Genomic DNA, 14,123 nt, shown 5'->3' with positions numbered 1-14,123 from the left:
TGAACATATGAGAATACACAATTTTAAAGTGGGTGAGCGTGGGCTGAATCGATTTTTCGGTCCGCTGGAGGCGAAGATCATGGACATTTTATGGACGCGTCCAGGCAGCAGCATTCGCGAAGTGCAAACCGCACTTGAACAAGATAAAGACGTTAATTTCAATACAGTCATGACGGTGATGAATCGCCTCGTGGACAAGGAGCTGCTCCGCAAGTCGCAGAAGGGCCGAACGTCACTGTACCATCCGGTGCAGAGCAGGGAGGAGTTTATGAACGACCAATCCAAGGAATTATCACATGAATTGGTGGATGAGTTCGGGGCACTTGCTCTGAATCATATGCTGGATGCGCTGGATGAAGCAGATGCAGGGTTGATAGAGCGTCTGGAGCAGAAGATTAAGCAATGGAAAAAGGATAGCGATTGACATGTGGAAGGCCCGCTCGAAGCTCTTGTTTACCGTCGGGTTTGGCATTCCGTTACTCGTGTTCATGCAGATGTTCATGTACGCGATGTACAAAATATTCGGTTGGGATATTCCATTTAACTTGCTCTGGCTGTGCAATCACTGGATGAGCAGACTGGGCTGGTTATCCGTAGGCCATGTTCTTATGGCGCTGGTGATTCTGACATTTGCCGGTACAGGCTGGTTGCTGCTGGATCGGATGATTAAGACATGTGCAGCGGTACGAAAGCTTCGGTCGATGGAGGATGGGACCCTGTCTCGGAAACTGGAAGCGCGATACCGTCATCTGAAACAAGCCCGATTCATTGTGGTGGACAAGCCGTCACCGGTTGCATTTACGATAGGTCTATGGAAACCCGTTATTGTACTTTCCACGGGGCTGCTCACTATGCTGGATGCTGAAGAAGAAAGAGCGGTTGTGTATCATGAGGTCCATCATCTGTGGCATCGTGATCCACTCAAGACGACATTGCTGTCGGTATTCGCCTTCATGATGCCGTATATTCCGGTGTTGAAGCATACGTCAAAACATTACAATATCATTAGAGAAATTCTGGCTGACAATGAAGCGATTGAACGGACAGGGAACGCCGCGGGCATTGGTAGTGCACTGCTTAAACTGATCCGGGCTTGCCCTGAACATTGGAGAATTAGAGAGACAGCTATTCAATCATCTTTTGCCGACACTTCGGTAAATGTGCGTATATCCCGTCTATTAGACCCGGAACAGGATGTTGCGCTGACGCTTCCCTGTTATGCGGTATTCATATCGGCCACAGTAATCCTGCTGCTGTCTGTCTTGTTTGTTTGGTCCATTGGTTGAATTTCACGTTGAACTTAAACGCCAAGGAGGAAGATGAATATGAATCGAAGTGTGGAAATTGGACTGTTTTTCTCAAGGATCATGATTGGTCTCATCTTTGTATTGCATGGCTGGAGTAAATTCGAAGGTGGAATTAGCGGTACCGTCGGGTTCTTTGAAAGTATCGGCATTCCCGGATTTCTGGCATCTGTTGTAGCGATCATTGAGCTGGTGGGTGGTGCAGGCATGATTCTGGGATTGGGAACCCGTGTATTTGCTGCATTGTTCATCGTCGTTATGGGAGGCGTTCTGCTTACTGCCAAAGTGGGACAGCCGTTCATAAGTGGTACCGAGCTTGATTACCTGCTGTTGGCAGGTTCATTGACAATGCTCTTCACAGGCAGCCGTTTTCTGGCGGTGGATCATTTCTTCTCCAGACAAGGCAACACTCGCCAGAATGTGAGTGCATAACGGGTCTAACATCCAATAGGGATGGAACAAGTTCATTTTATAAGCAGGTATATCTCATATCTCCTGTATAGAGCCTTTTCTCGCTAAACCGGATTACGTGTAATTGACGCGTGAACCGTTCAAGCCGAGAAAAGGCTTTTTATTTTGGACGACAAGCCCATCTATTTGGTACAATGAGAATAAGTATGCTACTAAGAAAAAATAAGAGAACCTGTAGGAGGGTGCGCTTTATGATAAACGTCATTCCATCCGATTCCCGCTCCAGCTTCGACCGGGGCTGGCTGCGCGGCAATCACAGCTTTTCCTTTGGTGAATACCAGGACTCGGAGAATACCGCGTTTGGACCCATGCGGGTAGCCAATGACGATGTAATTGCTCCTGGCCGTGGTTTTGGGGCACATCCGCATAGTGATATGGAGATTGTATCCATCGTGCTCAATGGGAAACTGCGTCATGAAGATAACCTGGGCAATGTGGCAGTTACATCATTTGGTGGAATTCAGCGCATGTCAGCAGGTACTGGCATGATTCATACCGAGCACAATGCTTCGGATACCGAAGAAGTACGTATATTACAGCTTTGGTTCATGCCATATACAAGAGGGTTGGAGCCGTCTTACGAGACGACCTCGTTTGATCCAGACGCACTTTGGGGAGCACTTGTACCCGTGGTATCGCCTGAAGGTGGGGCGCGTATCGCATCCATTCAACAGGATATGACCATCTATCTTGGCCGATTGGCTAAAGGCCAGACGTTAACATATGAACAGGCAGAAGATCGCCGTATGTACATTTTTGCCATTGAAGGAAAGCTTGGCTTGAACGGAGAGCATCAGTTAACTGAAGGGGACACGGCTCGAGTGGAGCAGACGACATCGATGAGTTTGGATGCAAGCGAGGACGCCTTCTATATGTTAATCGATTTGCCCTAATTTACCGAAATGGAATGGAACTCCAAGATCCAAAGGAGGATGTACTTTATGACGCAGCAGGAATGGTTTATGGTTAAGCATGCAGTGACTGGGCGTGGGCTGGTGAACAGCAAAATCGATTCGTTGTCCTATCGTTATCAAAGAGAGGGAACGGGATTTGTTTTTACCGTTACGGGTCTGGAACAACAGGTGGTGGACAGCATTATGGAGCTCAGACAGGAGCTCAACGTGTTTCGCTTTGTACAGCGCAAGGGTCAACCCCTGGTGAAGCACTGGTATTACGTTCAGGGAGACCGGGTGCATTATGATGGAGAATGCCATACATTGACCATATATGCGGAATCTGAGATACGCTATGTTCCTGAAGATTATTTTGCCGACTAAATGAATCATTAATGGGACCTTCCAATTGGAAGGTCTTTTTCCTTATATACAATTAATTTTGAATTATATGTGTTCAGGTTGTTTTATGAAATTTAGATAAAGAGAGCAGAAGAAGATTGACATGACGAAATGATTATCGATATAATTATTTTAATTGATAATGAGTATCAATATCAAATTATATGAAGTAGAGCAGCTACATTTGTTTACGGCTAATGGTGAGGGGATTAGTAGAGAGATGAAGTTAGGCTATATGTTGATCGGACTGGCTTTTTTGTCTATCGTATACCTGTTTATTGGCAATTCAGACATTTCGCCTATGGATATTTTTCATTTGACCCCAGTCCAGCTTCAGGTGTTACAAGTCAGTCGTTTTCCCCGCTTAATCAGCATCCTTGTGGCGGGAATCAGTATGAGTGTCATTGGACTGATCATGCAGCAGCTGACACGCAACCGATTTGTTTCTCCAACAACGGCCGGAACAATGGACTCCGCCAGGTTGGGTATCCTTGTTACTTTGATGTGGTTTCCTGGTGCTTCTCCACTGCAAAAAATGCTGGTCGCTTTTGCCTTTGCACTGGCTGGAACGCTAATCTTTATGCGGATACTGGAGAAAGTTAAATTCAAGGATACGATTTACATCGCTCTCCTTGGTTTGATGTTTGGCAATATTGTAAGCTCGGTCACGACTTTTTTTGCCTACAAAAACGATTTGATCCAGAACATGTCCTCATGGCTACAGGGGGATTTCTCCACGATTATGAAGGGACGTTATGAACTGATCTATATCAGTATTCCGCTGCTTATTATCGTTTATCTGTTTGCTAATCGTTTTACACTTGCGGGTATGGGCGAAGATTTCTCAACCAATCTTGGACTGGCTTATCGAAAAGTGGTTAATTTCGGGCTGATTCTGGTTGCCATGGTTTCAGCTGTCGTCATTATCACCGTAGGTACAATCCCGTTTCTCGGTCTTGTAGTACCGAATATTGTAACGCTGTATAAGGGCGATAACTTAAGGGATACATTGCCTCATACGGCAGTGCTCGGTGCGATTTTTGTCCTGGTCTGCGATATTCTGGGTCAATTGATTATTTATCCTTATCAGCTGTCCATCAGTTTGACTGTGGGCGTTGTGGGCAGCGTGTTGTTCCTGTATTTACTGCTTCGAAGAAAGGCTTAGGGATCATGAGAATGAAGTATACGGCAAATACCTGGAAGTTTGGCATTTTGATTGCAGCCGCAGTGCTGTTGATTGGTGTATTTCTGGTCATTCAATCCGGGGGCAACTGGGATTATATTTTGCCTCGCAGAGGGAAAAAGATTCTTGCCATTGTGCTCACGGGTGCCTGCATCGCGTACTCCACTGCCATTTTTCAAACGATAACCAACAACCGAATTCTTACGCCTGGCATTATGGGGCTTGACTCCCTGTATATGTTGTTTCAGACCTTTGCCGTGTTTGTGTTTGGGAGCACGCATATCAGCTTTGTGAACAAAAATCTTAACTTTGCGGTATCTGTCCTGTTAATGACCCTGTTTGCTCTACTCCTGCATCAGTTTATGTTCCGTAGAGAACGGGGGCGAAATATTTATTTGCTGCTGCTCGTTGGCCTTATTCTGGGTACGCTGTTTCAGAGCATGTCCTCCTTCATGGAGGTACTGATCGACCCCAATGAGTTCCTTGTGCTGCAAGGCAAGATGTTTGCGAGTTTTAACAATGTGAATACGGATCTGCTGATCATCTCCATGGTGGCCATTATTTTGATCTTGCTGTATGCACAGAAATTCACCAAATATCTCGACGTACTGTCCCTCGGCAAAGATCATGCGATTAATCTTGGCGTGGATTACCAGTACATAGTGAAAAGGTTATTGCTGGTTGTGATGGTTCTGGTGTCAATCTCCACAGCACTGGTCGGCCCAATCATGTTCCTGGGGCTGCTGGTCGTGAATCTGGCGCATCAGTTATTCCGGACACATCGTCATAAAGTACTGATCTGGGGTTCGGTCATTATCGCAGTGGTTTCATTAGTCGGTGGACAGCTCATTGTGGAGCGGGTATTTACCTTTGCTACGACAGTAAGTGTCATTATCAATTTTGTAGGCGGTGTGTACTTCATCTATTTACTGCTAAAGGAGAATAAGTCGTGGTAGAAGTCAGAAATGTAACCAAACAATACGGCGGCGTCCGGGTAGTGGATGACGTATCACTGAATATTACCAAAGGGAAAATCACTTCATTTATTGGCCCCAATGGTGCAGGCAAAAGTACATTGTTGTCTATGATCACCAGACTGATCAGCAAGGATACAGGACAAGTCCTGATCGAAGGAAAAGAGATCGAAGGTTGGAAGAACAAGGATTTGTCCAAAAAAATCTCAGTACTCAAACAATCCAATCACATAAATATCAGGTTGACTGTGGAGGATCTGGTGGCTTTTGGCCGTTTTCCTTATTCACAAGGAAGACTCACGGCAGAAGATCGGCAGTGGATTCAGGAAGCCATCGATTATATGGAGCTGGCTCCTTTCCGCAAAAAATATTTGGATGAACTAAGCGGTGGACAGCGGCAGCGGGCTTACATCGCCATGGTTATTGCGCAGAACACCGAGTATATTCTGCTCGATGAACCATTGAACAATTTGGACATGAAACATTCCGTACAGATTATGAAGGTGCTTCGCAAAATGGTGGATGAATTGGGGAAGACGATTGTTATTGTCATTCATGACATCAATTTTGCCTCCTGTTACTCAGACTATATCGTTGCACTCAAAGACGGGCGTGTCGTTCAGGAAGGTAAAACGGAGGACATCATTGATACGGATGTATTGCAGAAAGTATATGACATGCACATCCCTGTGCAATGGATTGATGGGCGTAAAATTTGTGTGTATTTTGCTTAAAAAATAAACCAATATAGAGAGAGCGAGAGGTGTCTATTTATGAAAAAGGGTTGGTTGTTTACGTTGCTTGTGGTGTTGTCGGTTGTTCTGGCAGCTTGTGGTGGAAGTAAAACAGCAGAAAATACAGGTGCCAGCAGTGGCACAGGATCAGAAGCGAATGCAGCAGCAGAACAGTCCAGTGATGAAATCGTCATTAAACATAAACTTGGCGAAACAACAGTGAAGAAGAATCCGGAGAAAGTGGTTGTGTTCGACTATGGTGTGCTGGATACATTGGATCAGCTTGGGGTAGTGGTTGCCGGTGTACCTCAGGAGGGAGTTCCCTCTTATCTGGCAAAGTATAACGATGCAAAGTACACCAATGTTGGCGGTCTGAAAGAGGCTGATTTTGAGAAAGTAAATGCCATGAAGCCAGACCTGATTATCATCTCAGGACGACTGCAAGACTCCTATGAAGAGCTGAGCAAGATCGCACCGACCATTTATATGGCGGTAGATACAGAAGATTATATGAACTCCCTGACTTCGAATGTGAAGACGCTTGGAGAGATCTTTGGTAAAGAAAAAGAAGCAGAAGAGGCACTGGCATCGATTGATACCTCTGTTAAGGCTTTAAAAGATAAAGTAACGGCTGCAGGAAAGAATGCACTGGTTGTTCTGACGAACGAAGGCAAATTAAGTGCGTATGGTGCAGGTTCCCGATTTGGTGTCATACATGATGTGTTCGGTTTTACTCCAGCAGATGCAAATATTGAAGTATCCACCCATGGACAGAGCGTTTCATTTGAGTATGTTATGGAGAAAAATCCGGATTATCTGTTTGTGGTAGATCGGAGTGCGGTGGTTGCAGGTAGTGGTGAAGCAACTCCAGCCAAACAGGTGATCGAGAACGATTTGGTCAAAAATACAAATGCCTTTAAAGATGGACACATTGTTTATCTTGACCCGGATTACTGGTACTTGTCCGGTGGTGGTCTGGAATCCATTCAAGAGATGATTAAAGAAGTGGACAAGAGCATCCAATAAGTAAATGAAGATTGCTGCATACTTTGATTAGGCCCCTAAGGTCTCTGTTATTTACACAGGGGCCTTTTTTTTGTTGCCTGAATTGAAAAAAAATGATTGGATATTTTACAAAAAGACCACATAATTCCGTGTGATCTGGCACAAGCTACCTTGTATAAAAAACAGGAACGGAGGGCGGCATATGGCGGACAAAACATCAGGGAAAGATGGTTCAAGGGATTCGGGGAAAAAGAAGCATGTCCCTTTGGGGCTGCCGTCTCCCCCTATTTTGCGGCAGTCGATAGGCCTCTCACATGAAAGCCATATGCTGGCACTGGAAGACATTTTCTCGGATTGTTCGGATGTCATATTCCGCAATGTCAAGATTACACCTGAAGTAGAAGGCCTGCTGGTGTACATCGAAGGCATCGTGAATTCAGCAGATATTCAGGAGCATATGCTCCGTCCTCTGATTCGCGGCCTGATTGAGCAACGAACCGATGAGCCTGTTGCTCCTCTCGATGACACACGAATCGCCTTGTCGCAGGTGAAAAAAGTGGATTCCTGGGCAGCCGCAGCGGATGGAGTGCTGGAATCTTCCGCGCTGTTGTTAATCAACGGGAGCAAGGAGGCCTGGCTTTTCAACGTCAAGGGCGGCGTGCGGCGTGGTGTCGAGGAGCCCCAGACGGAATCGGTTATTCGCGGGCCACGCGAAGGGTTTACGGAGACATTGCGTGTGAACACAGCTCTGCTTCGTTTCAAGCTCAAAACACCTGCGCTTAAGATGTTAAGCATGACGATTGGGACTGAGACCAAAACCAATGTAGTGCTGACCTACATCGATGACATTGCCGATCCCAAGCTGATTAAGGATGTCAAAAAACGTCTCAATAAAATTAAAATCGACGGCATTCTGGAAACGGGATATATCGAGGAGCTTATCGAAGATCATCCGTATTCCCCTTTTCCGCAGATGCATTATACCGAACGTCCGGATACAGTAGCTGGCAACCTGTTGGAAGGCCGATTTGCTATTTTTGTAGATGGCAGCCCATTTGCCCTTATTGCCCCGGTGACCATGTGGCAGATGCTTCAGGCCAGTGAGGACTATTACGAACTGTTCTTTATCAGTAATCTGGTGCGGTGGATTCGATTTTTGTTTGTTGCCATCGCGTTATTCCTGCCTGCGCTTTATATCGCGATTACAACGTTCCATCAGGATATGTTACCAACAACACTGATCCTGAGTATTGCGGGGGCAAGGGAGGCCATTCCATTCCCAGCACTGGTCGAAGCCCTCATTATGGAGCTGTCCTTCGAGGCTTTACGAGAAGCGGGGGTCAGGTTGCCCAAAACGGTAGGTCAGGCCGTCAGTATTCTGGGGGCTCTTGTCATTGGACAGGCAGCTGTTCAAGCGGGAATCGTCTCTGCTCCCATGGTTATTATCGTATCCATGACAGGGATTGCTTCGTTTACGATCCCTCGCTTTAATTTTGCCATTACGGTTCGTTTGCTGCGTTTTCCCATCATGCTGCTTGCCGGAGCGCTTGGCTTGTATGGCATTGTGTTCGGACTGGTGTTGATCTCGGTGCATTTGACACAAATGACTTCCTTCGGTGTGCCTTATCTGTCCGGTCTCAGTCCGTACAGTAAAACGGATACCAAGGATATTGTTATTCGTACACCTTGGTGGAACATGATCCATCGTCCCTCAACGGTGCACCGTGACCAGAAGCGTATGAATGAGAAAATTAATGGCTCACCTGATGCTGAGGAGGGGTGGTAAACACATGTTCTTTATCCACAAACGTCATGCCGTGGCCATCATGCTCCTATGTACTATTTTTATATCAGGTTGCTGGGATCGGAAGGAGATTAATGATATCGCTTTTGTCATTGGTCTGGCTATCGATAAGGAAGCGGATAATTACAGAACCAGTCTGCAAATTGCCCTTCCCGGTCAGTCTGGTTCCTCTGGAAGTGAAGGTGGTGGTGGGGGCACAAGTGGTGACAAATCCTGGTTCATGTTATCCAATACGGCCAAAACTCTGCGTGGAACATCTATTGAAAGCCAAAAGGCACTCTCTCGTGAGCTTTATTATGCACATCGACGTACCATGCTGATTGGAGAAGCGCTTGCCCGTGATGGTGTTGCTCCTATGCTGGATTTGCTTACACGATACCCGTTGAACCGTTTCTCTGCTCTGCCGATTATCACCAAAGGCCCGGCATACAAGGTACTGGATACCGATGCACCAATTGAGAAGTTTCCTTCCGAAATGGTGCGGGAATTGTGCTTCCTGAATATGCGCAAACCGCGTACTCTCAAGACCTTTACGGATGCGATTCTTTCCGAAGGGGTGGAGCCGTTTCTACCTGTTGCCACGACCGTTGACAATGTGCCGGGCAACTGGAAGGACGTTAAGACCAACATCAAGTTGGATGGAATCGCTATCTTTAAGAAGGACAAACTGATAGGCATGATTGAAAAAGAGCCTGCTGGTGCACTTATACTGGCTATGGGTGAAGCTAACGAGCCTGAAATTATGGTCAAGGCTCCTCGAGGGAGTGGTGATATTTTTATTAAACTGAACGAAAACAACTCCTCATTGCATCCTCATATCAAAAATGGAAAAGTATCGGTGACGATTAAACTGTATGCCAAGGGAGTTGTTGTAGACAACGAGTCGAACTACGGCGACCTGCGAGAGCAAGAGATTAAGAACCTGAATCAAGCAATACATCAGAAAATCCAAGATGACATTCTGGAGGGGGTAAGGCTGATTCAGAAAAAATATCCTGCCGATATTTTGGGTTTGGGTCGCTCCATTCATCAGCAATTGCCCAAAGAGTGGGACAAGTTAAAGGATCGCTGGGATGACATTTATCCGGATGTGAAAGTAAGTGTGGAGCCACATATTGTTATTGAAAATGTAGGGGTTATCAACAAACCGTTTGGATTGCATGAGGAGGATATCGTCCATGATTAAGCCGCTGCTGTTCACATATTTGGGTGTAGTCGTTGCCGTAATTATTATGGATTTCAAACATTTGAAGCAGGCAGCGGCCATTAATCGCTGGTTATCCTACGGTCTGATCGTAATCAGCGCCGGGATTTGGTTTTATGTAACGCATTTGAGCAAAACAGTCTTTGTTACTACATGGCTTACCCATTTGATTCAGCGTTGGCTGCCGTTACCTTAAGGCTACTTCAACCAATTTCGAAGCTTGAAAGATAAGATAGAAAGGAGGTATTGCATGAATCAGGGAGTGACCGGTCGTCAGTTGGTGCTGCTCATCATGCTGCTCAGTATTACAGGTACGTTGATGCAGCCCCATGCGCAAGCCATTTACTATGCTGAACAGCATGCTTATTTATCCTACATCCCTGTGTTTTTTGTCATGGTAGCATCACTTTGGATGTTAAGCCGTGTTCAGCGCCGATTCCCCAATCAGGATCTGTTTGAATCGCTGGTGGGACGTTTTCCTTTTTTGGGGCGTGTGACAGGCTTGCTGTACATCCTGTTTTTTCTCTTTATATTTGCCCGTGATATCCGTCTCATCGGTGATTACGTAAGTATCACACTGCTAGAAACAACGCCTCTATCTATCATTGTAGTATCCCTGTTAGTGATGGCTGTTTTTATCGTAAGGGGAGGGCTAGGATCCTTAATTGGCATGTCTGAGCTGTATGTTACGTTGTTTCTGCTAAATTCGTTGATATTGCCTTTCATGCTTATTCAGCAAATAAACATGGATAATCTCATGCCGTATTTTGACATCGATGTTGCCGGTGTTGGCAAGGGAAGCTGGTACATATTCTCCTTTTTCGGAGAGATGATTGCAATACCTTTTGTAGTCAAAGGCAGTGACTTTCGTTTTAAATCAGTCCTTTGGGGCATTACGATCGCAGCCTTATTAATGATATTGATCATCACCGAAACGATCCTGGCGGTGGGGGTACCGATTGCATCGAGGTTAGTATATCCTTCCTATGAGCTGGCAAGGCAGCTGCAAATCAGTGATTTCCTTGACCGGTTCGATCTTGCACTGGCAGCGGCAACTCTACCTACGTTAATTACAAAAATTGCGTTTGATCTGTACTTTGTCTGTTGGGGACTTAAACGGATGATCCCAAAAGTTTCGGGTAAAGTGATGACGGGACCCGTGGCTTTGGTAGGTCTTGTATGTGCTTTCTGGTTTTTTAAAAATGCGATTGAGCTCTTTCGTTTTACAAGGGAGTGGACATGGATTGGGATTGTGTTCGAGGTGTTATTTCCCATCATACTCTTCGTGTTCCTTCGCCCCCGCAAAAAAGACAGGAATGATCAACGGGCAGCGGATAGTCAGAAGCAAAAGCAGCTGCCAAAAGAGGATAAAAAAGAAAAAGCAGCTCAGGAACGAGATGAGTCTGACAAAGGGAAACGTGAAGGACCACAGGGTGGAGAATTACAGCCTTCCTGATATATCCCATCAAAAATCGTTATAGATGAACGTCCGAAAAGCGGGGAAACTCGGTTTCCCTCCAAAGAAGTACCCTGTATACTGTAGTCAGACTGATGACATTCGGCTGAATAAACGGGGGGAACATAGATGGCTCAACATTTGGCGGGTATACGCGTAGCACTGACAGGACCACGAAAATCGAAAGAGATGTCCTTGCTGGTTGAGAAAATGGGCGGTATTCCGCTTGTCCGACCTGCACAGGGAACTGTTTTTCTGGATGACCGTAATATTCGGGACGGACTGGTATCCTGGATATCGGACCCGCCAGACTGGACGGTATTGACGACGGGGATGGGACTGGATGCTATTTTTGATATGGCTGAGGATATGGAAATCGCGGATCAATTGCTGGACGTATTATCGGATTCCATGATTGCAGCAAGAGGGTACAAAACTGTCAATGCACTGCGAAAGCGTAAATTGACTCCGCTGGTGCGGGATGATGATGGCAGCACAGACGGGTTGATTCGGGAGTTCGCACCTCATGATCTTGCGGGAAAGAAGGTAATGTTGCAGCTGCACGGGGAGACAGCACCGAAGCTGGTCAGATGGCTGGAGGATCAGGGCGCTCAGGTTCGTCAGGTACTCCCTTATCGCCACGTCCCGCCGGAAGAGGGCGAGCTTGAACAGCTATTGAATGAAATTTTGCGGCATGAGGTGCATGCCGTCGCGTTTACAAGTGGACCGCAAGTGCGGTTTCTGGTCGAATATGCAGCGTCAAAGGGAAAGCTTGGACCTATGCAGGAAGCCTTCCGTCAAGGTGTGGTGCCCGCTTCGGTGGGCAGGGTTACAGCAAACGCGATGCGTGAAGAAGGTATTGAGGCGCTTGTGGTCCCGGAAGATGAGAAGATGGGGGCCCTCATTGTTGAACTGGGGCGTTATTACGCTGCCAGATCTGCGGACAAGGCTCAGCTTCTGCCTTAATATTGATCCCGCCTAGACTCATTATGAAACATTAAATGAAACGTATATTAAGATGACGAAGTGTTTTCCGTTCTGATCCGACGATAGGGGTCAGAACTTTTTTGTTTCCTGTTTCTGTGAAGGACATTTTATATAAGCTGAACGACTCTGATGGATAGGGATTCTCCTGAGACTTTGGTCGTGAAGTTACTTGTACCCATTCATAATTAAAGGTTTTTGGATAATAATGTGGAATGAATTAAAGACAGATTAAGCTTGCGAGGGAGGGACAGCATGATGAAAACCGTATGTGTAACCGGGGCGGCCCGGGGACTGGGGTTGGCTCTGACGGCGCAGATGCTGAAGAGAGGTTATATCGTCTATGCGGCAGGATTGGACATGGAAGAGTCCAAAGGGATTCGTCTTCTGACGGATGCCTATCCGAAACATTTACGCGCCATCGAACTGGACATTGCGGATGATCTATCTGTAGCTTTGTTCACGGAGACACTTAAGCTGGATACAGAGCATTTGGATATGCTTATCAATAATGCGGCTATACTAGGAAGTATTACGGATCATATCCGCGGACCGTTAAACATGGCGGAGATGGCAGAAGTATTCAATGTAAATACCTTGGGGACATTGCGTGTGACTCATGCCCTGCTGCCCCTCCTTCTTCAAGGGACAAATAAGCTGATTGTCGATATATCTTCGGAGGCAGGCAGTATTGAGCAGTGCAGCCGAGATGGATGGTTTGCCTATTGCATGTCCAAATCTGCGCTAAATATGCAGGCCCGCCTGGTGCATAATGGTCTGAAGGATGAGGGTGGGCAGGTGATGCTGATTCATCCCGGCTGGGTACAGAGTTATATGAGCGGGGAATTGAATACCGCTGCAGATCTTACGCCAGATCAATCGGCTCAGTATATTACAGCACTCATTGATCGCCATAAGGAGTTTAGGGGAGATCAGCCCACGTATGTAGATTACAAGGGGGACACCCTTCCTTGGTAATTCTGTTATAGGTAATTTGAAAGGAGTTTTTAATGATGGATCATCGTAAAAAAGCGTTATTACTTGGTGATTATACTCATCCGGACTGGCATCCGCTGCAAGGTGTGGACGCGGAGATCAGTCGGATTTTTCACGATACTATGACTGTGCAATGCAGTGAGAATCGCAACATGCTGCTGCAAGAAAATATAACCGGATTTGATGTGTGTATCTGTTACATGGACGATTGGAAGGGGAAAGTCTCTCCACAGCAGACAGCAGGCTTATTGTCCTATGTTAGTAATGGTGGTGGACTGGTCATCATACATAACGGAATTTCGCTCCAAAATCGTTATGAGCTGAAGCAGATGGTCGGTGCCAAATTCCTGCATCATCCACCATATGCACCACTGGAGTTCACAGTAACGGCGGAGAGTCATCCGGTGACTGAAGGTATTTCGGGCTTTACGATGGAAGAAGAGCCTTATCAGTTCGAATTCGGTTCATTTGCCGAAACGAAAGTTCTGCTTGAGTATCAATCCGAAGAAGGGCCGAAGCCCGCAGCTTGGGCACATAGATATGGTGTTGGACGCATAGTTTACCTTATGCCGGGACATCATGTACCTTCTTTTGCACATGAAACCTATCGTCAGTTAATTTTGCAGGCAGGAAAATGGGCTGCGCGTTACGTATAGCCGGACCGTCTCTTTTGTGAGTAGGTGATTTAAGGGGTATACTATAGAGATCAACGA

Annotated in this window: 16 protein-coding genes; all 16 read left to right on the top strand. The window is 46.3% G+C overall.

Annotated elements, in window-relative coordinates:
* Window positions 1-7 precede the first annotated feature (7 nt).
* The 16 genes from QP794_RS08890 (at window position 8) to QP794_RS08815 (ending at window position 14,066) form a co-directional block, all read left to right on the top strand.
* Window positions 8-424: a BlaI/MecI/CopY family transcriptional regulator gene (locus QP794_RS08890; RefSeq protein WP_024632815.1), complete on the top strand. Its 417-nt coding sequence runs from the start codon at window positions 8-10 to the stop codon at window positions 422-424.
* A 1-nt stretch (window position 425) separates the two neighbouring features.
* Window positions 426-1,286: a M56 family metallopeptidase gene (locus tag QP794_RS08885; protein ID WP_285075876.1), complete on the top strand. Its 861-nt coding sequence runs from the start codon at window positions 426-428 to the stop codon at window positions 1,284-1,286.
* 39 nt (window positions 1,287-1,325) lie between these two features.
* Window positions 1,326-1,736: a DoxX family protein gene (locus tag QP794_RS08880; RefSeq protein WP_285075875.1), complete on the top strand. Its 411-nt coding sequence runs from the start codon at window positions 1,326-1,328 to the stop codon at window positions 1,734-1,736.
* A gap of 230 nt (window positions 1,737-1,966) precedes the next feature.
* Entirely contained in the window at window positions 1,967-2,668 is a 702-nt protein-coding gene (locus QP794_RS08875) for a pirin family protein (protein ID WP_285075874.1), read from the top strand.
* A 48-nt stretch (window positions 2,669-2,716) separates the two neighbouring features.
* Entirely contained in the window at window positions 2,717-3,052 is a 336-nt protein-coding gene (locus QP794_RS08870; protein WP_285075872.1) for a hypothetical protein, read from the top strand.
* A gap of 238 nt (window positions 3,053-3,290) precedes the next feature.
* Window positions 3,291-4,235 carry an ABC transporter permease gene (locus QP794_RS08865; protein WP_285076458.1) on the top strand — a complete coding sequence of 315 codons (945 nt, stop codon included), beginning with the start codon at window positions 3,291-3,293 and terminating at the stop codon, window positions 4,233-4,235.
* A gap of 11 nt (window positions 4,236-4,246) precedes the next feature.
* On the top strand, window positions 4,247-5,209 hold the full coding sequence (locus QP794_RS08860) for an iron chelate uptake ABC transporter family permease subunit (protein ID WP_483311893.1): 963 nt from the start codon (window positions 4,247-4,249) through the stop codon (window positions 5,207-5,209).
* Window positions 5,203-5,961, top strand: a complete 759-nt coding sequence (locus QP794_RS08855) for an iron ABC transporter ATP-binding protein (RefSeq protein ID WP_024632808.1) — start codon at window positions 5,203-5,205, stop codon at window positions 5,959-5,961. Before QP794_RS08860 ends, QP794_RS08855 begins: the two co-directional genes overlap by 7 nt.
* A 39-nt stretch (window positions 5,962-6,000) precedes the next feature.
* Window positions 6,001-6,987 carry a siderophore ABC transporter substrate-binding protein gene (locus QP794_RS08850; RefSeq protein ID WP_285075870.1) on the top strand — a complete coding sequence of 329 codons (987 nt, stop codon included), beginning with the start codon at window positions 6,001-6,003 and terminating at the stop codon, window positions 6,985-6,987.
* Between the two features lie 181 nt (window positions 6,988-7,168).
* Complete coding sequence (locus QP794_RS08845) at window positions 7,169-8,752, top strand: spore germination protein (protein WP_483311887.1); 1,584 nt, start codon at window positions 7,169-7,171, stop codon at window positions 8,750-8,752.
* Between the two features lie 4 nt (window positions 8,753-8,756).
* The gene (locus tag QP794_RS08840) at window positions 8,757-9,956 is read left to right on the top strand and encodes a Ger(x)C family spore germination protein (RefSeq protein ID WP_285075869.1); all 1,200 of its coding nucleotides are present in this window, start codon (window positions 8,757-8,759) and stop codon (window positions 9,954-9,956) included.
* Window positions 9,949-10,170, top strand: a complete 222-nt coding sequence (locus QP794_RS08835; protein ID WP_079347782.1) for a hypothetical protein — start codon at window positions 9,949-9,951, stop codon at window positions 10,168-10,170. Before QP794_RS08840 ends, QP794_RS08835 begins: the two co-directional genes overlap by 8 nt.
* 54 nt (window positions 10,171-10,224) lie before the next feature.
* Window positions 10,225-11,430, top strand: coding sequence for a GerAB/ArcD/ProY family transporter (locus QP794_RS08830; RefSeq protein WP_285075868.1), 1,206 nt, complete (start codon window positions 10,225-10,227; stop codon window positions 11,428-11,430).
* A gap of 129 nt (window positions 11,431-11,559) precedes the next feature.
* Window positions 11,560-12,396, top strand: coding sequence for a uroporphyrinogen-III synthase (locus QP794_RS08825; protein WP_024632802.1), 837 nt, complete (start codon window positions 11,560-11,562; stop codon window positions 12,394-12,396).
* A 273-nt stretch (window positions 12,397-12,669) separates the two neighbouring features.
* Complete coding sequence (locus QP794_RS08820; protein ID WP_285075867.1) at window positions 12,670-13,392, top strand: SDR family oxidoreductase; 723 nt, start codon at window positions 12,670-12,672, stop codon at window positions 13,390-13,392.
* Between the two features lie 35 nt (window positions 13,393-13,427).
* Window positions 13,428-14,066: a ThuA domain-containing protein gene (locus QP794_RS08815; RefSeq protein ID WP_024632800.1), complete on the top strand. Its 639-nt coding sequence runs from the start codon at window positions 13,428-13,430 to the stop codon at window positions 14,064-14,066.
* Window positions 14,067-14,123: the final 57 nt, after the last annotated feature.

The sequence above is a fragment of the Paenibacillus sp. UMB7766-LJ446 genome, assembly GCF_030226665.1.
GTDB classification, from domain to species: Bacteria; Bacillota; Bacilli; order Paenibacillales; family Paenibacillaceae; genus Paenibacillus; species Paenibacillus vandeheii.
This window is presented reverse-complemented; position numbering and strand designations above follow the sequence as displayed.